The 18,902-nt window shown below is 43.4% G+C and carries 18 protein-coding genes and 3 pseudogenes; 12 read left to right on the top strand and 9 right to left on the bottom strand.

All coding sequences use genetic code 11. The features are described from left to right. Positions 1 to 318 (top strand): tetratricopeptide repeat protein (locus O9290_RS20455; protein WP_288087486.1); only part of this gene is annotated, 318 nt, incomplete at its 5' end. 270 nt (positions 319 to 588) lie between these two features. Here the strand turns inward: O9290_RS20455 and O9290_RS20450 are convergent. From O9290_RS20450 to O9290_RS20425, 6 genes are all read right to left on the bottom strand, one after another. Further along, complete coding sequence (locus O9290_RS20450) at positions 589 to 3,039, bottom strand: tetratricopeptide repeat protein (protein WP_288055585.1); 2,451 nt, start codon at positions 3,037 to 3,039, stop codon at positions 589 to 591. Positions 3,040 to 3,377: 338 nt separating this feature from the next. Beyond that, positions 3,378 to 3,719, bottom strand: a complete 342-nt coding sequence (locus tag O9290_RS20445) for a DUF565 domain-containing protein (RefSeq protein WP_190721685.1) — start codon at positions 3,717 to 3,719, stop codon at positions 3,378 to 3,380. A gap of 2 nt (positions 3,720 to 3,721) precedes the next feature. Next, positions 3,722 to 4,333, bottom strand: coding sequence for a DUF3611 family protein (locus O9290_RS20440; RefSeq protein WP_002800798.1), 612 nt, complete (start codon positions 4,331 to 4,333; stop codon positions 3,722 to 3,724). A 73-nt stretch (positions 4,334 to 4,406) separates the two neighbouring features. Beyond that, positions 4,407 to 5,096 carry a J domain-containing protein gene (locus tag O9290_RS20435; RefSeq protein ID WP_079205394.1) on the bottom strand — a complete coding sequence of 230 codons (690 nt, stop codon included), beginning with the start codon at positions 5,094 to 5,096 and terminating at the stop codon, positions 4,407 to 4,409. Continuing rightward, positions 5,093 to 5,293 carry a hypothetical protein gene (locus O9290_RS20430; protein WP_288087484.1) on the bottom strand — a complete coding sequence of 67 codons (201 nt, stop codon included), beginning with the start codon at positions 5,291 to 5,293 and terminating at the stop codon, positions 5,093 to 5,095. Before O9290_RS20430 ends, O9290_RS20435 begins: the two co-directional genes overlap by 4 nt. A 363-nt stretch (positions 5,294 to 5,656) precedes the next feature. Beyond that, on the bottom strand, positions 5,657 to 5,788 hold the full coding sequence (locus O9290_RS20425) for a hypothetical protein (RefSeq protein ID WP_002753613.1): 132 nt from the start codon (positions 5,786 to 5,788) through the stop codon (positions 5,657 to 5,659). A 220-nt stretch (positions 5,789 to 6,008) separates the two neighbouring features. Here O9290_RS20425 and O9290_RS20420 point away from each other — a divergent pair, with 220 nt between their 5' ends. From O9290_RS20420 to O9290_RS20410, 3 genes are read left to right on the top strand one after another with little or no spacing between them, the layout of a single operon-like run. Beyond that, positions 6,009 to 6,503, top strand: coding sequence for a J domain-containing protein (locus O9290_RS20420; protein ID WP_287701191.1), 495 nt, complete (start codon positions 6,009 to 6,011; stop codon positions 6,501 to 6,503). A gap of 9 nt (positions 6,504 to 6,512) precedes the next feature. Then, entirely contained in the window at positions 6,513 to 6,785 is a 273-nt protein-coding gene (locus O9290_RS20415) for a DUF3143 domain-containing protein (RefSeq protein ID WP_004268884.1), read from the top strand. 15 nt (positions 6,786 to 6,800) lie between these two features. Continuing rightward, positions 6,801 to 6,932 carry a hypothetical protein gene (locus tag O9290_RS20410; RefSeq protein ID WP_288028144.1) on the top strand — a complete coding sequence of 44 codons (132 nt, stop codon included), beginning with the start codon at positions 6,801 to 6,803 and terminating at the stop codon, positions 6,930 to 6,932. Between the two features lie 87 nt (positions 6,933 to 7,019). On the opposite strand, the gene arsS is transcribed toward O9290_RS20410, so the two are convergent. Both arsS and arsM read right to left on the bottom strand, forming a co-directional pair. Beyond that, entirely contained in the window at positions 7,020 to 7,997 is a 978-nt protein-coding gene (gene arsS, locus O9290_RS20405) for an arsenosugar biosynthesis radical SAM (seleno)protein ArsS (protein ID WP_002763792.1), read from the bottom strand. 239 nt (positions 7,998 to 8,236) lie between these two features. Beyond that, positions 8,237 to 9,211 carry an arsenosugar biosynthesis arsenite methyltransferase ArsM gene (gene arsM / locus O9290_RS20400; protein ID WP_002763796.1) on the bottom strand — a complete coding sequence of 325 codons (975 nt, stop codon included), beginning with the start codon at positions 9,209 to 9,211 and terminating at the stop codon, positions 8,237 to 8,239. Here arsM and O9290_RS28580 point away from each other — a divergent pair. The 3 genes and pseudogenes from O9290_RS28580 to O9290_RS20390 all read left to right on the top strand — a co-directional run. Continuing rightward, positions 9,211 to 9,294 (top strand): annotated as a pseudogene (locus O9290_RS28580) (type II toxin-antitoxin system RelE/ParE family toxin); the annotation flags it as partial. The gene arsM and the pseudogene O9290_RS28580 sit on opposite strands and share 1 nt — an antisense overlap. A gap of 636 nt (positions 9,295 to 9,930) precedes the next feature. Next, the gene (locus O9290_RS20395) at positions 9,931 to 12,528 is read left to right on the top strand and encodes an HlyD family secretion protein (protein WP_288058861.1); all 2,598 of its coding nucleotides are present in this window, start codon (positions 9,931 to 9,933) and stop codon (positions 12,526 to 12,528) included. 72 nt (positions 12,529 to 12,600) lie between these two features. After that, positions 12,601 to 13,632, top strand: a complete 1,032-nt coding sequence (locus tag O9290_RS20390; protein ID WP_288058863.1) for an extracellular catalytic domain type 1 short-chain-length polyhydroxyalkanoate depolymerase — start codon at positions 12,601 to 12,603, stop codon at positions 13,630 to 13,632. Between the two features lie 279 nt (positions 13,633 to 13,911). Here O9290_RS20390 and O9290_RS20385 read toward each other — a convergent pair. Further along, positions 13,912 to 15,573: pseudogene (locus O9290_RS20385) on the bottom strand (IS1634 family transposase). 141 nt (positions 15,574 to 15,714) lie between these two features. On the opposite strand from O9290_RS20385, the gene O9290_RS20380 reads away from it, so the two are divergent. The 5 genes and pseudogenes from O9290_RS20380 to O9290_RS20365 form a co-directional block, all read left to right on the top strand. Beyond that, positions 15,715 to 16,137 carry a hypothetical protein gene (locus O9290_RS20380; RefSeq protein ID WP_288087482.1) on the top strand — a complete coding sequence of 141 codons (423 nt, stop codon included), beginning with the start codon at positions 15,715 to 15,717 and terminating at the stop codon, positions 16,135 to 16,137. 109 nt (positions 16,138 to 16,246) lie between these two features. Beyond that, positions 16,247 to 16,378 (top strand): hypothetical protein, encoded by a 132-nt coding sequence (locus O9290_RS28285; RefSeq protein ID WP_353852159.1) that lies wholly within the window; start codon positions 16,247 to 16,249, stop codon positions 16,376 to 16,378. 3 nt (positions 16,379 to 16,381) lie between these two features. Next, the gene (locus O9290_RS20375) at positions 16,382 to 16,894 is read left to right on the top strand and encodes a Uma2 family endonuclease (protein WP_353852158.1); all 513 of its coding nucleotides are present in this window, start codon (positions 16,382 to 16,384) and stop codon (positions 16,892 to 16,894) included. A gap of 15 nt (positions 16,895 to 16,909) precedes the next feature. Further along, a complete protein-coding gene (locus O9290_RS20370; RefSeq protein ID WP_288087480.1) occupies positions 16,910 to 18,034 on the top strand; it encodes a hypothetical protein in 1,125 nt (374 codons plus the stop codon). Beyond that, a pseudogene (locus O9290_RS20365) lies at positions 18,027 to 18,902 on the top strand (hypothetical protein); the annotation flags it as partial. The gene O9290_RS20370 and the pseudogene O9290_RS20365, both read left to right, overlap by 8 nt.

Below are 18,902 nucleotides of genomic sequence, written 5' to 3'. Positions count from 1 at the left end.
AAATACGAATTAGCTTTAGCTGACTGGAACAAAGCTATTAAAATTAATCCTAATGATGCTGGGGCTTACTACAATCGGGGGCTTCTTCACAGAGACTTGCGGAAATACGATTTAGCCCTCTCTGACTTCAGCAAAGCTATTGAAATTAATCCTAATTATGCTAATGCTTACTTAGGTCGTGGTGGTTTATATGCCATATTAGGACAACCCGAAAAAGTAAAAATTGATCTACAACAAGCAGCTATATTATTCCTCCAACAGAATAATATGGCTGCTTATGAAAAGGTGATGCAGATTTTACAACAATTAGGGGGGTGAGTTTCGTAGGTTGGGTTGAGCGAATAAATATGTTAAAGAAAACCTCTCAATTCTCAGGAAAAGCGAAACCCAACACCCAACCCCTAAATCCGTCTGAATCTTTTTGTTGGGTTTCCTTGGGTCTATTGTTGGGTTTCCTTACGTCAACCCAACCTTGTATGATGATTAGCGGCTAATTCATCGGCAATAAGAGACTCCCCCGCTCTTTGAAGGCTTGAAATAGCCAAGTCTTGAAGTCTTTGTCAAAAATTAGCTTATTTTTTCGAGAAATTACTGCATTTTTAACATCCATTCTACCGCCCGTTCATAAAGTTCTAAATTACCAGTTTTTATCAAAGCATTAGCGGCTTTTTGCAAATAGTTAAGGCTCGCTACTCGACTACTAGGATTTTTATCGTCGTAGGTGGCAAGCGCCAAATTATAATAAGCTTCGCCATAATTTGGCTGATAAGTAATTGCTAATTGATAATCAGCGATCGCTGCCTTCTTATCGCCTATTTTTTCCTTAACTAAACCTCGATTATAGTAAGCTTCAGCATAGTTAGACTGGAGAGAAATAGCGATATTTAAATCCTCCAAAGCACCGGTATTATTTCCCAAATCAAAGCGAATCACTCCCCGGTTATTATAGGCGATCGGATTATTGGAATTCAAGCTAATTGCTTTATCTAAATCCTCTAAAGCACCCTCCTTATCCCCAGTTTGTCGTCGAATAATACCACGATTATTATAGGCGATCGGATTCTCCGATATTCTCGGTGTTACTTGTACATTATCGGGAATAGTAGCGGTATCAGTGCGTGCATTTCCCCGATTACTATACGCTGTCACATCGATAGGATTAATGCTCAAAGATTGCAGATAATCTGTAATCGCTTCTTGATCATCTCCCACGTCAGTGCGACTATTCCCACGACTATAGAAAATTCTCGCATCCCGGACTTTTTGTAGAAATACATTATAATCCTCGATCGCTCCCTGTTTATCCCCTTTTTCAAAACGCGCATTAGCCCGTTTATGATACCCTTCTGGATCGTTAGGATAGGCAACTATATAAGTAGTATAATCTCTTTCGGCCGCAGCAAAATTTTTCAGAGCAAAATAAGCATCTCCCCGGGCCAGAGCATGACAAGAGACATTATAATTAGGACGAAAATCGGTTTCTCTGGAGTTATAAAAATAATTTTTCTCGGCAGATTCTCGGATATTTTCGCTACAGACAGATCGAGAAGTAAAACTAGGTGTATTAATCCCATCATCTTGGGCTAAGGCAATATTATAATTATCTACTGCCTCCTGATAACGCCCCAATTTATACAGCACTAACCCCCGATGATAGTTAGCGGCTGCATCATGACGATTTCGTGCCACTGCCGCAGTAAAATCCTCTAAAGCTCCTGCGTATTCTTGATATTTATTGGCTCGCATTAACCCCCGATATACATAGGCTTTTGCGTCTTGGGGTTGCAGATAAATTGCTTGGTTATAATCTTGAATTGCCCCTTGATTATTGTTGAGTCTTAGGTGAGCATAACCCCGTTTAAGAAATGCTCTAGAATGGGGAATTTTATCGTAGTTGGGATTAATACGGATGACAAGTGCTAGATCTTTGATGGCTCCATTATAATACTCGATCGCTGTTTGATACCCTTGGGGGGAATTAGAAGATAAATTGGCTAATTCGACTTCCTCGTCAGCGATTTCAAGTTGTACTCTGGCACGGTTTTGATAACTGCTAGGAGCATTCTTGGCTAAAAATAGTTTGGGTGAGCATTTTAAAACGATTTTATAATCCTTAAAAGCCTCTCGTTTTCCCCCTATCTTTTCTAAAGCTATAGCCCGATTATAATAGCCTTCAATTAGATCGGGTTTGTATAAAATAGCCAGATCATAATCTTTGATAGCCTCTGCATAATTTCCCCACTGAGAGTATAGCTGTCCTCGATGATAATAGCCGCGATAATCTTCAGTTTCATAACCAATGAAACGCTGGTAATAATCTAAAGCCAAGGATTGATGATTGAGCAAAGACGCAATAATTGCTAGGTTAAAGTAAACTTCGCTTTTATTGGGATTATACTTAAAGGCTTGCTGAAAATCTGAGCGAGCAGCTTCTAATAATTTTAGCTGATGCTGATCCTTGATTCGGCTTTCTCGCTCAATCAAGGGTGTTTCTTCCTCAATAACAGGGATTTCCTCAACTATAGGGGTTTTTTCCTCAATAACAGGGATTTCCTCGGCGGCTATAGGGGTTTTTTCTCCCTCAATCACCATGGCTAACTTTAACACACCTCTTTGATAATAGGCTTGAGCTAGTAACTGTCGATCTTTGAAGGCGGGAGCATTATAATTACTATACCAAATGTATTGACTGAAATCATCGATCGCACCGTTTTGATCGTTGATTTTTTCTCGGGCCATTCCCCGTTGAAGATAAAGTTTAATCGTACCCAGATCGCTAGGATAGACTCGCAGAGTGGCTGAATAATTAGCAATTTCTCTTTTAAGAGCATTAGTATCAACTTCTTCCCTAGAAATAACGGGACATTGTAGGTTTTCTACTGCTTTAACTGAGCTAACTTCTAAACCCAATAATTCCCAAAACAACAGGGGAGACAATAAAAATATTTTTCTAAAAAGCTTGACATTTAAACGATTTTGTGCGGGGGGGGTAACGGCTTGCTCTGTCAGGGTTTTAGCGATTAAGGATTGTTGTGGCATGATGATTAAAAAAATTTGCCCTAAATATAATTTGGTAATTTAATTATAACTGAACTTCTCCCGTATGAATATATTAGCCATGGCTAAAAGTCTTACAGAGCCTATGCTAAAGCTGGGTAATTTTAATGTACTAATGAGAATGAACGTCTGAAATCCTTATTTTCCTGAGAAGCGCCATGGAGTAAGGGTATCGTTGGGCAGCTTAACTAATACACTTGTTCTGTCTAGGCTGGCTACGATTGCTCGCTGCCGGTCGGCACTTAAGGGCAAGGTTTCCACTTTCCCCGACTGGCTCCTGAATCCTCACCCCACCAAGAAACATTTTCAGCCAACCCTATTTAAGAGCCAATTTTAAAGGCTTCTAGAAATAAACTATAGGTGATACCAATTTTGAGTAAATTGAAAGATTCTCGCAGAATCGGTGCGGGTTTAGCCTGAGAACTTTTTCGGTAAACAATCCGGCTAATCGCCTCCGTAAACAGCACTAATAAACCGGCCGCGGTGACATCCCATTGAGCAGTTTGTCCAGCAGTGGTGACAATTGCTTGACCAGAAAAAATTCCAAATAAAACACAAATTATCTGTAGGGAAATCCGCCGCCAAGGATTACCAAAAAAGCGATTAAATCGACTGCTGGTGACATTAGCCAGCGTACTCAAACGGGTGCGTTGCATGGCCATATTTATTTAGAAGTAATACGATTAAGAAGCCACAAAGAAGTAACGATACCAGTAAAGTGAGCGAGAATTGTATTAGTATTAGCCTGCACAATTAACAGGTCAACAGAATTAACAAACTGACTGGGGTTAGAGGCAACATTAAAAGTACCTTGGGGAACATTGAGGGATTTAATTAAGACAATTCCCGCCAAGGCTTGCGCTCCCAAAATAGTTAAAAACATCCCGATAATATTAGCGATTAAACCCTGACGGATTAACTGAATAGTATCGGATTTTTTCGGGCGACTATCTTGATCACCCCTCAACATTTGACGGGCAATTTTCATGTAACGAGAGGAAAAGAAAATGGCGACCACCAAGAAACCAGCCCCACCAATGGCACATAAAACACCGATTTCAATGCCAGAAGTGCGTTGTCTCGTCCCTAATAAACTAGCGGTAGCAATCAGTAATAAAACCCCTGAAATTACGCCCAGGACAATCTGCGTCCAAAAACCGATTCTTCCCTGACGTAAAAGGATATTAGCAGCCCGTTGGACGGCCGGAGGCAAGGAATAAAGATCAGAATCTCTAGGGGTGGATATATTGGTAATTTCTGATTGTTTGTCTCTCATCGGGGTTAAGCTAGGGTTGGGTAAATCTGGTCTTGATCTATTTTCGTCTTTTTTTTTGCCCATGGCTAGAGATTTAATTTTGGCACTGACTGGCTATCTGTTTAGCTTCCACCTGTAAACGCTGGGCCATGCGAAACATTTCTTGACCGGTGTGGAGAGAGTGATCGTCGTAGTTAAGGGTAAAGGTTTCTAATTCTTCTAGTCCGTCAGTGAGATGATTGAGACAGTAGTAAAGAGAAGCGGCCACTTTGGCCATTTTGGCAGGGTTGGGCCTTTGGCAAAAGAGGGTTTTGGCTCGATCGAGATTTTGGCGACAGGTTTCTAGATAGTCTTGAAAAACAGCCATTAACTGATCATCGAAGGGATCGGCGGATAGGTGATCGATCTGACCTTTGAGAGGCCGGATAATTTGACCGATCAGGCGATTAATCGGGCTATAGGTCTGGTTGTACCACTGTTTGACTAGGGCCTCGTCTTCCTGGACCGCCTCTTTGTAACGATGGTAATTTGCTTGGGCAGTGGCAGTGCGTTGGCCGCGTTTTTCGGGAAAATTGGCGATTAGTTGGTTATCGTAGTCTTTTCTTAGCCTCGGATCGCTTAAAATCTCGTAGGCGGCGTTAATAGCGACGATTTTATCGTGACTGGCACTATCGTTTTGACTATCGGGATGGAATTGTCTGGCTAAACGCCGATAGGCCCGTTTAATCTCGTCAGGGGTCGATTTATGGCTGATTTCTAAGGTTTGGTAGTGGTTGCCGGTCATGAGCGCAAGCGATCGATCTGTCTTTTATTATTATCGACTATGCTTAACGCGGCGGAGAAGGAGAATTGTCGAGAGTGGGAAAGTGGGGAGGTGGGGTGTGGGGTGTGGGGTGTGGGGTGTGGGAAGAATACATAAAAATAATCTCCTGTCTCCTGAATACTGACTTCTGACTCCCGACTCCTGACTTCTAACCCCATGTTGGACAAAGATAAGCAAAAATTATCTATTGCTCCAAAAACTTGAGAATATTTAAATTAACATTTCGCAATATTTATAAATTCTTAAGAATTAATTGAGAAAGATTTTTATTTAACAACGATGTTGTAATGGTTACAGCGATTTGATAGAATTTCACAGTGGGTTATTCTGTGCTTTTTTGGGTAGCAATGGCTGAAACCCTTGCCACACCTACAAGGTGATCCTAATTAAGACGGGTAAATGAGTCAATTTCACCCACAACGATGATCTTTTTTTTGTGTAGTTTTATTGCAAAAAAAAAGTTTTTTTGACAAAAAGCACAAAGTATGATAAGTACCCAACCTATTTCTGGCTGCCAGTAGTTATTGCAGAGTGGGAGTTGGGAAGCTTTTCCAGTAATCAGTGGACTGAAAACGCAAATCTGACAACTGATGACCCTCTTTTCTTTCCTCTGGCATCAAAATGGTTTCCCAACGCAAGGTGACAGCCATCATAATTTGGTTGGCAATCTTACCGATGTCGTTTTTGACCGCGCTGCCCTGAGATCAGCGCTCGACAAAAGCTCACGCCGAGATCCGAACGGTGCGTTCATCCGGCGATGACTGGGTTTTTTAAGCGGTTGCTTACCCGGCCCGCTATTCTTAATATCATACATCACATAAAGTCGCCCTAAAAGGGCGAGGCTTTAAACCCAATTTTTCGGTAAAAAATCTTGTGACCTTCGAGCGCGATAATTCCCAAACCACCTCGCGAGTCATTGCCGCTAACTCGCGCTTTGCCAATACCTATTATGCCATTCTAGGACTACATCCGAGTGCCTCGGTGATCGAAGTGCGACGCGCCTATCGGGAACTTAGCAAACGATACCACCCCGATACTACCGAACTCAGCCCCGAAGTGGCAACGGTTAAATTCCAGCGTCTTAACGAAGCTTATGCCACCCTGAGTAATCCCGATCGCCGTTCCCTGTATGATTTACAAATAGGTTACTCGCGCTGGAATGTCATCCAAACTATCCCCGATAGCGATCAACCCATAGCTAATCGTAGCGCCTATCTCGATCCTACCGATCGTCCCCTATCTTCGGGAGAAATTTTTGCTTTGTTTATCTTGGCACTCACCCTGCTGGGCTGCTTGTTACTAGCGGTGATTATTGCTATGCTTCGAGGAGAGAATGCCGTCACTGTAGCCCAATTATTTTTGATTTAGATTCATGCGATGAAGATTCCCACTGCTGATACTCCCCTCTATAATCATCCCTTACCGGCGATCGAAGCATGGCTAGTTAAATTAGGTTGTCGGAAAAATACCGAGAATATCCACTGTTGGACTGTGGAAAAACCGACATGGAAAGCGGAAATCTGCCTCGATATCGAAGAAATCACCGTTCGTTACTTTCGGGCAGCCAATGACGGCAGTGACATCAATCGCGCTTTTAAATACTCCCTTAGTCGCCAAGATATCGAATCGGCAGTTTTTTCCGGTCCCTAATCAATAGTCCAACTTTTGACTAAAAAGTGCCAGCGATTGGAGCGATCGGGGGGAGAATTCAGGGACTTTTTCCCTGAAAATTGGCTAATTGACCACCTGAAAATCGGTAAAACCCCACACCCTACACCCCACACCCTACCCCGTTAAGACAGCACCGGAGTTGGTAGCAGGGAGAGCTAGTCCGAGCATTTGTACTAAATTTTCCGAGGCACGCTGTCAATCCAGTACACTTGTTCAGTTTGCAATCAAAGCTCCCCCACAACTGGAACCGCTGCCAGCAGTGCAACCGTAGCAATAGGAAGCGGTTTGTACCTCTGCAATTACATCTAAACTACCCGCTTGTAATAAATCCGGCAGGGTTAATTTTTGGCCTTGACTGGTGCAAGCGGCCAAATCCTCCATCTGATTAAAATCGCAGTCATAGATATTACCCAAATAATCGATCGAAAGCTGATTACGACACATCAAATGTTCGACAGTATCGCCATTAAAATGGTCTTCGAGGAATTGAAGATAGGGTTGATGGAGTTGCCGGTGTTCCAGATGGAAGCGCATCCTTCCAACGGGTAGGTTAGTGATAGTAAACAGATTGTTAAAAGAAATATTAAAATGTTCTTGCAAGAACTTTTTGTAATCCCGTGTCAGGGATACCTGATCCGGTGTGAGAGAAAAATTATCTGACTTAGGAATCTGGGGATTATAGACTAAATCCACAATCAAATTCGGCTCTTGAGCGTAGCCGAGACGGTTTAACCATTGTAAAGCGGCAATCGATCGATCATAGACTCCTTCCCCGCGCATTTTATCCACATTATCGGCAAGATAACAGGGTAAAGAAGCCACCACCCGCAACTGATGGCCAGCGCAATATTCAGGAATATCAGTAAATCCTTTCTCGAAATAAATAGTTAAATTCGAGCGCACAATTACCTGTTTCCCAGCTTTTCTAGAGATTTCCACAATCGGCTTAAAACCGTAGAGCATTTCCGGGGCGCCGCCGGTCAGATCGACGGTTTTAATTTGGGGAAATCTTTCGATCAGTTCGATAATTTGTTCGCACAGTTCTGGAGTCATTTCTTCGTAGCGACTTGGACTAGCTTCCACATGACAATGGCTACAGGCAAGGTTACATCTTTTCCCCAAATTAATTTGCAGAACCGAGATTTTTTGCTTAGTTAAAGGAGTTTTTAGTTTCTCAACAAAAGGAGTCATAGGAGAGTAAACAGTAATCAGTAAACAGTAAACAGTAAACAGTAAACAGTGAACGGTAAACATTGAACAGTAAACGGTAAACAGTAATTAGTAAACAGTAAACAGTGACCAATAACTAATCAATGATAACTGATAACTCACATCTAATAACTGATAACTGATAACTGGTAACTGATAACTGGTAACTGATAACTGATAACTGGTAACTGAGGGATCGAACTTGTCTCGACGCTGCTTTTTTAACAGCAACCGCCTCCGTTATAGTGCCAAGTGGACTCGGTGATGAGGATATCTTGGGGAGAGGAGCGAGCTAAGTTGCCCGCAGTTTTATCACAGACGGCCACCGGCAATCCTTTGGCTAAAATATGCCCGGCACCATCATCGAAAATTGCCTCCGTACCAGTATAAATAGCAGTTTTGCCCGTAAAAATACAGGCCCCATCTTCGGGAATAGCTAGTTTAAAAGCAACGGAATCCAAACTTTCTAATAGGAGCGGATCGGCTAAATTATAACTCTGACAGTCCAGTAAACGATAGGGACGACGGGCCCGAATTTCTACCTGACCAAAACCAGCATCGAGCAACTGTTTAATATAATCATCGTAGGTCAAGGCCCCCGATAGACACATAGCTCGTAAACGCTGATCTTCTTGCAAATGTTCGGGGATTGGACGAGTGGCGATCGGATCGCTCATCAGTAAACGCCCTCCCGGTTTTAAGACGCGAAAAGCTTCCCGTAAAGCTAACTGTAAATCGGCTGGTTTAAAGATATTAAAAAGACAATTCTGCGCCACTACATCGACGGAGGCATCCTCCACCGGCAATTCAAAGGCGGAACCATCTCTAATTTCCACAAAATCGAGACTAAACCAGGGATTTTCCAGCAGCGCTTCGCTGAGATTTCTTTGGGCTGCCCAACGCATTTCTGGCACTGGATCCACCGCAATTACTCCCCCTGGACGACGGGAAAAATAGGCGAATTGCAGTGCTTCTAAACCACCACCCACACCCACATACAAAACCCTGGGAGAATTGCCTAATTCATTGGCCTGCACCGTCGTGCCACAACCATAGTTCATCTCTTGCATAATGGCAGGGATTTTTAACCCGGGTAGTTGCAAAGGACTGCTGTGGACACAACATAGCCCCACTTCGGGAGTTTGGGCTACTTCGCTGTAAAATTTGGCAGTAGCTTCCAGATAAGTCATTTTCATCCTTTAAACTCCTTTTCTCTGATCAATTCAAGGACCGACTTCGCATCCTCGCCCAACGCTATCGTAGCATTCGTACTGACCTGTAAACGCTTAAAATGCGTCTTAGTTTATCTTGATGCTCCGAGAACTCGAATATAGTCATTTCAATTAAGATTGAGAATATCAATGCCAGAGTTCATAAGGGTTTAACCGGTCTAGAGTGTATCAGACTTATCTGAAATGACTATATAGCGTTTTTCAGTCTGCTGAGGTACAAAAGTTATGGGTTTTAGGCACTCATGCAAGAGGCAGAAGGCAAAAGGGAAGAAAAATAGGTGTACCTCACTAGCTTAGGAAATGCTATAAATCTTCTTCGGCCTGTTGATAAGAGGTTTTGGCACAAGCACCTGACAGGGGGACAAGCCAGCTGAAAAGCTTATGTAGCATGGAATACAGACACAGACTTCCAAAAAAGAGGCTCTTCGGTTTGTGTTATGCAATGGATGGGGGTTATAAGGAATGAAACCCTTATAGAGAAAGACATTACCGCGATTTTTGTCAATTGTTGGCGATCTAGAGCGAACTAATTAATTAAATCTCTTGCCAGATAAGGATTTAGTCGATTTATGCCCCCCTATCGAACCATACCAAGTCCCGAAGAGCCTAGTTAACCATACCATATACTATGCTTTAAAATAAATCTAGTATCATGTCTATAATTTTTTATTAATAGCTCTTCTATGCCTATGCCTCTCTCCAATTGCTTGCGTGAGGATTTGCTTGTCACCAGGAAAATAGATCGTCAAACCTCGGCCAAGCGTTATTTTATTCAAGATCCCATCTCTCAGGAAACTTTTGAATTCGGGGAAGAAGAATATTTTTTATGTCAACTTATGGATGGGGTGACATCTGTACCAGAAATCTTGGCTAGTTTTCAAGAACGCTTTAATATCAGTCTCACTGAAGAAGATTACCAGAAGTTTGCTGGACAGATTGATAGTTTTGGACTACTAGAACCGCATCAGAACCAATTGCCATCCTCTCAATCCGAGGAAGGAAACGGTCACAAAAACTCCTCGCCAACCAAGAAAAAATCCAAGCAGCATTCGTTGCGTTTTATTTGGAAACATCCTAACCCTGATGCCGTTTTTACTAGCCTAGCCCGTTGGACTCACCCTTGCCACCGTTGGCTTAGATGGTCAACTTGGCTATTGCTGCCTCTTTTACCTATTGCTCTATTGACTTTTTGGAATAATAGGACGGTTTTATGGTACGACGTGGGGCGTTTTGTTGATGGCTTACCCTTTGTCCTAAGTTATTTAGTTGACATTTTAATCTTGAATTTATGCGGCCGTATTATTCAAGGGACGGTGTTTGCTGCCTATGGCGGACGTTCCAGCGTGTTTGGCATGACCTTAGCTTTAGGATTCAAGCCTCACTTCCAGGTGGACCTGAGAGAGTATCAAAGCGTACCACGAAAGGCCCAACTCTGGATCTATGGGACTCCCTTGATCATGCGCCTTTTTATCTTTAGCTTTGGTATGATTTTTTGGTACGCACAGAGAAGTTCAGGAACAGCATTTCATATTTGGCTCCTCTTACTCGCCCATGCTGCTTTGGTAACTTTTGTGTTGATGGCCTGCCCTCTCTGGCCTCTCTATGGTTATTATTTCTTGATCGCTTTTTTCCGACTGCCGGATAACTTTATGTCTCAGTCTTTCAGAGCGTGGGGGATGGTGATCAAGGGGCGGAATCTGCCTAGTTTTTTATCGACGAGAGAAAAATTGATGCTTGTCGGTTTTGGCCTGGGGAGTATCTTATTTTGTTTATTGATGATCTATTTGATCGTTACCAATTTTGCCAAAGGTCTATACACACTTTTTCCAGAAATTTTTGGGGCTGAATCAGCGATAATTATCGTCTCCGTCCTGGTATTCATCGGTTTTCGCAAACAGGTTTCTCGCTTGTTCTTCAGGGGACGGAATTCCCAAGGTACGAGTGGGCTTCCTTCTAACTTGACAGAAGAGACTAAGAACTCAAAAAAGCCCTCAAGTCGCTCTCGCCAGGGCTTTCAGCCTTGGCTGAAGAAAAATCTGAAATTTTTTATCCTAGCTGGTTTGGTAACGCTGCTTTTTCTGCCTTATCGGACTATGCCAGGAGGTCCCCTGCAATTGCTCACTCCCGCCGAGGTGGCTATTCAGGCTGAAGTTGATGGTAAAAGCAAAATTACTCGCGTCATGTTCCCAGGGGGTAACGAGCAATTAATCCGCAAAGGAACGGTCATTGCCCAGATGGAAGATGTCGATATTGAAGATACGATAGAGACGCTGCAATCTCAAATCGAAAAAGCGCTAGGCGATGTCAAAATTAAGCAATCTTATCTAGCTAAACTTTTAGCCACGCCAAGAAAGGAAGATGTGGAAGTAGCCCGCAATCAGGTAAAGATAGCTCGAGAAGAAGTAGATAAAGCTAAGAAAGAGGTAGCAGTGGACAAGCAAAATTTAGAGGTAATCAAGAAGCAAATAGAAAGCGCGCTCACCCAAGCTGATTTTTATTTCCGTGAGGCTTCTCGCCTGGAAGAAGGTTACAAAGAGGGAGCAATTGCCCTAAATCTTGTAGAAGATGCCCAAAGGAACGCTCAAACCAAGAAAATTGAAGCGGAAGAAAAGCGCCAGGCTTTGTTACAACAGCAACAAGTAATCGAACAAGCACGCAGCCAGCTAGCAAGCAAGCAAAGAGTTTTGGAGACAAGTGAATCTCAGCTCAAGTTACTGTTAGCCGGTCCCTACCCCGACGAGATTGAAGCGGCTCGGCAGGATGTGGAAGTGGCTCGTGCCGAGCTAGAACGCTTAAGGAAACAAGAGCAGCAAGAGCGAGATAAACTCAAACTCACCACCTTAGTCATGCCCTTGGATGGTTATCTAGTAACTCCTTATCTGGACACCAAAGTGGGTAGCTATTTGGATCAAGGAGAGACCTTTGCGACAGCGCAAGATGCTACCAAGATCTTGGCAGAAGTGCAAGTTCCAGAGTACGATGTCGGACAATTTTCGATTGGTAAAAATGTTCAAATCAAACTCAATGCCTATCCCACGGAAACCATTATGGGGAAAGTTGTCTCCATTACCCCTGCGGCCGGCAACAGCACAACAACGGCCGATTTGTCTTCAGAACCAGTTGTGAAGGTTTTGGTGGAAATTCCCTATGGAAAACACCTTTTTAAGACTGGGATGACGGGCTATGCTAAGATTGAAGGGCCGATGAAACCCTTCATTGTCGCTTTTTCCAGTCCGATTGTGCGTTTCTTCCAGATCGAAATTTGGTCTTGGCTTCCTTAAACCCAATCACTCCCTTATAATGTTGACAATTTGCTTAAAATGAAAATTGGAAAGCTCAGGCGAATGACAAGCATGATTTTTCTTTTATGTCTGCTTACTCTCTTATTTTTGACCGCTTGTTATGCCAGCCAGCCACAACCCCAAGAAAGTTTAAAGGAACAGTTACTATCGCAGACAATGAGAAGAAGAAGGAGAGTTAATCTCAATCAAGATATGGTCTTGAGAACTCTATACAATCAAGGGTTAGAAAGAAGTTACTATCTTTACACTCCCGGTTCTTATACTAGGGACAGACCCATACCACTGTTGTTAGCTTTTCACGGTGGTGTTGGTCAAGGTGATACCATGGCGGCGAAAACTGGCTTTAACGATTTAGCTGATAGAGAAGATTTTCTCGTTGTCTATCCCAACGGCATTAACTTAGGTGCTGCTGGGGGGCAATGGAATGACGGACGCAACACCCCTGAGGTTCACCCAGAAATTGACGATGTTGCTTTCGTTCGGGCCGTGATTGAAGACGTAGAAAAATTGAGGAATGTTGACAGAAAAAGAATCTATGTTACTGGGGGTTCCAATGGAGGGTTTTTTGCCCAAAGATTAGCCTGCGAAATGGCTAACCAAATTGCTGCGATCGCCTCTGTCAGTTCGACGATGGCAAAATCCCTCGAATCTAGATGTCGGCCCCAAAGACCTATTCCCGTACTTATGATCAATGGCACTGAGGATAGACTTGTCCCTTGGGTAGGAGGAGAAATGACAGTGGGTGCCAGAGGAGAAATCCTTTCAGTTCCTGAGACGGTGGCATTTTGGCGCAAAAATAATGGCTGCTCGGCAACGCCAAAAGAGGAACGACTTCCTGACACGGAGCAGGATGGAACTACAGTGGTATCTTACCAGTATTCAGGTTGTCATCAAAACGCCACTGTCATGCTCTATCGCATTGAGGGAGGAGGTCATGGTTGGCCTGGAGGGCGAATCATGAGACGAGCTAACCAAAACGGTTTTAGCAATCGAAACCATGAAAATCTAGTGGGCAAGAACAGTCAGGCAATCAATGCTAGTGAAGTGGTCTGGAAATTTTTGCAACAGTTTACTTTGCCTTGAACGAATGCGCTTTTCGGCGTTGCTGCATTCGATCCCACATTCCGCACCCTAAGTGTCACAACGTCTCAAAAGAGGAAGATGCCTGAGTCAAAATACTTATCTAGAGGAGTGAGTTGGCGGCAAGCTGCCACCAACTAAGCCGAAAATTTCAGGGTTCCCCCGGTCATTATCAATAAACAGTGCTTGTTGAGAATGACCAGGCAATCAGACTTAACATCTAGGGGGAGATGTTCCAGTTGCTCGCTTTGTTTTGTCACCCCTTGAAGTCAATCCATCTGGTCAAGATAAGAGATAATATTCTTGGCAAGGTTTGGGAAAAAATCTCAAAATGTTGCGCCTCTCATCCGTTAAGTTGCTAATCTTTTGATTGTCTTGAATACGGACGAGATGAATCCCTTGAAAGCCCTGAAATATCCAGCGTAACGTCGGTCGGTCAGTTAACTTACCCAACGGATTTTTCAGTCCCGTCTCCTGCTGTTTTAAACTTAAACGAAGTTGTCTTTGACCAATAGTATAAACCAGCAGGCACAAGCCCATGAGCATGGCCATGACCTCGATTCTATGGGGAGATTTGAGAAAGACACTGTGGGCAAAAAAGCAGGGGTCTTTGAGAAAAGAAAATCCTCTTTCTGGAGCTTGTTGCCCTTTATATTTTTTGAGTATATCCTCACTGCTTAATCGTTGTTTCTCCAAATCGTTAGTTGCTAAAACGAATCGTCCTGCTCGTTTCTTTAGCCTCTCAATGGCGGTCAAATTCAACTCTAATTTGGCTTGAACTTGATAGCTTTGAGAGGGTAAATCGTCTTTTGATTTGAGTTTTGACCCCTGGGACTCAGGCGGAATGAGATTGACTTTAATCTCCGTTAACTGATGAGATTTTAAGGAGTCAGATAATCCTTTGGCTATCGCCAACGCCACCGCTCTATTCTCAAATTCTCTTCGGGATAGTTGCCGGATTTTTTCTTATGCCCAATTCTTTTCCTGCTCGATTTTTTTCTCTAATTTTTTCAAGTCTGATTCTTGTCTAGCTTGACTTTCAACTAGCAACCATCTTTGTTCTATCCCCCCATAGTTAGAGATGGTTTCCCGCCAGGAATAACCCGGTATTTCTGAATCGGTTAACTCTTTTTCTGAGATGCTATCGACTAACTCTTGAGCCTCTTTAATGCTGAAGGGGACTCGAGATAACCAACGCATTTCTCTCATTAGTCTTTTTAAATTCTCTTTGCTATAGAGGGCGCTATCGCCGACTATTAAACTGTCAAAGTCAACTTGTTTTTGAAATTCTCGGGCGATTTGACCAAAAACCGCTTTGTCCGCTTCATTTCCGTCCCCTACTTTCAGGAATAAAGGTACATCTCCATCCCCACTTACGATTAAGTCAATCATAAATTGTTTTAAGTCAGGTCTTCGGTCGCGGGAGTATCCGTAGGTAATTTTTATTGGCTGTTGTCTGGTTTCAATTTCTTCTCCCACTGCTCCTGATTTCAGGATTTCTACTGTTGGGTATTCCTTTTTATATTCTCCTTCTACTGATAGAGAAGTCGAATCTAAATGGGAGTTCTCGGTTGCTACACCAAATTTTTTCACGGCCGCTAAACTAATCAGTAGGAAAATGACCGAAACATTAAGTTGATAAAGTTTGTCCATTACTCGACCAATTTTATCATCATTCAAGTGCTTGGGTTCGATGCCCTCTCCCAGCAGATGTTCGGTTGCTTTATCTTCAAAAAATTGAGGAAATAAATACAAGGACCCGGAGACAAATCCCAATCCATTCAGGATAATTGCTTTCACGACTTGCCCAGCTGTGACAATTTCTCCTCGCTCAATTGAGACTTGTTCGTTGATAATTTCAACGATTCCTATTTCATCGATAATTCCGGCTACTAATCCCAGATGGTCTAGATTTTTGACTTCAATTTCTGTTGATTGATTCATGGTCGAACAGTCCACTCGCCTCAGTTTTCCAACAATTCCTATTTTTTCATAATTAGGGTCTCAAGCTCCCCCTAACGGCCACCGAGAAAACCTTCACCAGATAAGTATTTTTACTCAAGTCTCTGGAGGGGGACAGCTTATGTGACAGTTGAGGGTGCGGAATGTGGGCTCCAAAGTCACTTCCAACCCCAGCTTACGCCCCTATTTGAAGCTGCTGTCAAGAAATTTTGGGAACTTCGACAGTTGAGGAGTTGGCGCAAAATACCGGGGACGAGCGAATTTTTGGATTGGGTGGCAGTATTGGAGGAACAGGAACGGGTAAAACAACTGACAGCCAAAGAAATGGCAAGCACCCATCCGGTGAATTTACCCCGATTAGAAACCCTGGTGAAAACCCAAAGCGATTTGGATGCGCTCAATCAACTGAGGGCGCAGAGCGAAATCTCTTTATCAGCAACAGCTACTACCATCAATAGAGGCTCCATAACTTGTCCTACTTGCCTATATGATGGAAACCCTGTAGGTAGCGAATTTTGTCATGCTTGTGGTAGCGAACTCAATTAGACGAAGACTGTCATTAGAGGAGTCTAATAAATAAGAAAAATTGCGGGACAACGTCCTTATGTAAGACGGGTTATGAACCCATCACCACTATCCATTAATCGGAGACATTATGACTGTTACTTTTCCTCAATCTGGCACAATTTTACGCCACAATATCAGTTGGCAGGAATTCGAAGAAATTCTGGCAAAACTGGGAGACACTCGTAGCTCTAGAGTGGCTTATGATCGAGGAGATTTATAAATCATGACCCCACTGCCCGAACATGAAGGTTATAAAGAAATTATTGGCGATTTAATTAAAGATTTAGCTGATGAACTAGAGCTAGATTATGAAAGTTTTGGCTCGACAACTTGGAAAAAAGAAGCTACCTTAGCCGGAAGTGAGCCAGATAATTGTTTTTACTTTGAAAATGAAAGGGCTGTTAGAGGTCGCCTGGATATTGATTTTGCACAAGATCCCCCTCCTGACTTAGTTTTAGAGATAGATATTACCAGCAAATCCCTAGACAGATTGCCAATTTATGCCCGTTTGGGCGTACCAGAGATTTGGCGCTATGATCTGGGTATTTTGAAAATTTATCAACTTCGAGCAGGACAGTATCAAGAAACTGATATTAGTCTGACTTTCCCTTCAATTTCCGTTAAAGGAATTCCCAGTTTTATTGTAAAAAATATTGTCCTCGGTCGCCGAAAGTTGCGCCAAAAATTCCGAGTTTGGGTCAGGCAAAAAATCCACCAGAAAAATAACTCTGCCTGAGAGGAAGGTAACAGAATGGCTGAGTTAGATACCTCACTCTTTCAAGTTTTCCAGCGGTTACGTCGTAATGGTGTACCGTTGGGAGTATCGGATTATCTGGAAGCCATTGAAACCATTCGCGGGGGTATGGGATTAGAAGATAATGACCGTTTTAAGGAACTGTTGCGCTTATTCTGGGCAAAATCACGGGAAGACCAGGAATTATTCGATACTGCCTTTGCCGAATTAGTCGAACCTCACCTAAAAATTATTACCACGCCGATTCCCCGAACTCCCACCAGCATCGCGCCGCCACCGACAAATCCCGAATCGACAACCACAGCCCCTCAGCCTCCCTCCATTTCCCCTGAACCGCAGCCTCAGCTCCAACCGCAGGAAGTGCAGCAACCGCAGCCGGAAAAAGTAATACTTGCTAGTGCGGTCAAGCAGTCCTTTGTCTTGAAGACTGATTTTACTGAAAGTCCCCATTCCTACCAATTAACGCCCCGTTTGCCACTGAATCGGCGGGATATGGCGGGAGTATGGCGGCAACTGCGCCGCCCCCAGCGAGTGGGCGTTCCCGAAGAATTGGATGTTGAAGGTACGATTGACAGCATCTGTCGCACTGGCCTGTTGTTGCGCCCAGTATTGCAGCCCCGCCGCCGCAACCTCGCCTGTTTGTTGGTTTTGATGGACCAGCAGGGTTCGATGGTTCCCTTCGTCCCGCTAATTGAGGCAGCTATCGAAAGTATTTCACGGGGAGGGTTGCTGGGAAAAATTGACTGCTATTACTTCCATGACTGTCCCGAACAGTTTTTCTACCAGCGCCCTACTTTGACTAATGCTTGGCCTTTGGAGGAGGTTTTGCAGGAGAAAGCCAAGGGAAATAGTGTGCTAATTATCAGCGATGGGGGGGCAGCCCGTGGTTACTATGATGGTATGCGAGTGGGGGATACTAAAACTTTCCTCCAAACCCTCAGCACCTACACTTACCTCTACGCTTGGCTCAATCCTATGCCTCAAAATCGCTGGCTGACGACAACTGCTGAAGATATTGCCAACATGGTGCCGATGTTTCCCTTGGAAAGAGAGGGGTTGGAGGATGCGGTGAATATTTTGCGGGGACATCCTTTTCCGGCAGGAGTGGGACTCAATGAGTAAGACGCTGGAAGAGATTATTACTTCTCCTAGTTTGGTGCGGGAAAATTGGCTGCCCACTGAGTTGGCGGTGCGGGAAGTTTTGGCGTTTGAACGGCGGTTTGGTCTGAGGCATTTAAAGTTAGCTTGCCATGCAGCTTTGCCTTTAATTTTATCTCCAGAGTTGGTCAATTTAATTCACCTGAATTTTTTGGAAGGGGAAGGGATTCCTTGGGTAGCTGAGGTGGATTTGCTGCTGTCGCCTCTTTGCCGTCCGGTTGATGAGGGTTTGTATGAGGTTGAGCCAGCCATACGGGAAGTTTTGTTGGTGGAGTTGGAGAATCAGTTTGGTTGGGAACGTCCGTTCACTTTGGCGAAATTTTTAGAGTTTTATTTGGCTCGCAAGTCTGGATTAAAGCTACGCCCACAAATCATTCAAACCCAACGGTGGATCGCTCAGGCTTATCTAAATCCTGATTTAGTTGTTCAAGAAATGACTCACTTATTAGAGTCAAGTTTATCTGAAGAAAATCATATCTTAGGACTTTCAGAGCAAATCCAAGTTACTAATACAATAGAACTATTAGTCGAACCCCTTGAGAGAACAAATTATCACGAAGAATATCAATACTTAACTGACAACTCAAAAGTTTTATCAGAAATTTTTTATGGAGATGAACAGAAACTCAAAGAAAAAATTCAGCAAGAGCAAGCCGAGGGAGAAATAAGGGAAGAAGAGTTAAGACAGTTAGCCCCAAGTGTTCTTAGGCAATTGGGAATTAGTCGTGAAAGCAGAGAAGAAAAATTCAAAGATTTGTTCTCTTTAGAATTGCCTGCTTGGCTTCAAGAATGCTTGAGTGCTTATCAATCTGATTCTGGGCAAGATAAAAGT

The organism is Microcystis sp. LE19-41.2A (assembly GCF_027530405.1).
GTDB classification, from domain to species: domain Bacteria; phylum Cyanobacteriota; class Cyanobacteriia; order Cyanobacteriales; family Microcystaceae; genus Microcystis; species Microcystis aeruginosa.
The sequence above is the reverse complement of the archived record's forward strand: the minus strand, read 5'-3'. Positions and strand labels throughout refer to the sequence as shown.

What these genes read in the sequence shown, in the direction of transcription:
- O9290_RS20450 (WP_288055585.1), bottom strand. Translation starts at nt 3,039, where the DNA reads ATGCCACAACAATCCTTAATCGCTAAAACCCTGACAGAGCAAGCCGTT.
- O9290_RS20445 (WP_190721685.1), bottom strand. Translation starts at nt 3,719, where the DNA reads ATGGCCATGCAACGCACCCGTTTGAGTACGCTGGCTAATGTCACCAGC.
- O9290_RS20440 (WP_002800798.1), bottom strand. Translation starts at nt 4,333, where the DNA reads ATGAGAGACAAACAATCAGAAATTACCAATATATCCACCCCTAGAGAT.
- O9290_RS20435 (WP_079205394.1), bottom strand. Translation starts at nt 5,096, where the DNA reads ATGACCGGCAACCACTACCAAACCTTAGAAATCAGCCATAAATCGACC.
- O9290_RS20430 (WP_288087484.1), bottom strand. Translation starts at nt 5,293, where the DNA reads ATGGGGTTAGAAGTCAGGAGTCGGGAGTCAGAAGTCAGTATTCAGGAG.
- O9290_RS20425 (WP_002753613.1), bottom strand. Translation starts at nt 5,788, where the DNA reads ATGATGGCTGTCACCTTGCGTTGGGAAACCATTTTGATGCCAGAGGAA.
- O9290_RS20415 (WP_004268884.1), top strand. Translation starts at nt 6,513, where the DNA reads ATGAAGATTCCCACTGCTGATACTCCCCTCTATAATCATCCCTTACCG.
- arsS (WP_002763792.1), bottom strand. Translation starts at nt 7,997, where the DNA reads ATGACTCCTTTTGTTGAGAAACTAAAAACTCCTTTAACTAAGCAAAAA.
- arsM (WP_002763796.1), bottom strand. Translation starts at nt 9,211, where the DNA reads ATGAAAATGACTTATCTGGAAGCTACTGCCAAATTTTACAGCGAAGTA.
- O9290_RS20395 (WP_288058861.1), top strand. Translation starts at nt 9,931, where the DNA reads ATGCCTATGCCTCTCTCCAATTGCTTGCGTGAGGATTTGCTTGTCACC.
- O9290_RS20390 (WP_288058863.1), top strand. Translation starts at nt 12,601, where the DNA reads ATGATTTTTCTTTTATGTCTGCTTACTCTCTTATTTTTGACCGCTTGT.
- O9290_RS28285 (WP_353852159.1), top strand. Translation starts at nt 16,247, where the DNA reads ATGACTGTTACTTTTCCTCAATCTGGCACAATTTTACGCCACAATATC.
- O9290_RS20375 (WP_353852158.1), top strand. Translation starts at nt 16,382, where the DNA reads ATGACCCCACTGCCCGAACATGAAGGTTATAAAGAAATTATTGGCGAT.
- O9290_RS20370 (WP_288087480.1), top strand. Translation starts at nt 16,910, where the DNA reads ATGGCTGAGTTAGATACCTCACTCTTTCAAGTTTTCCAGCGGTTACGT.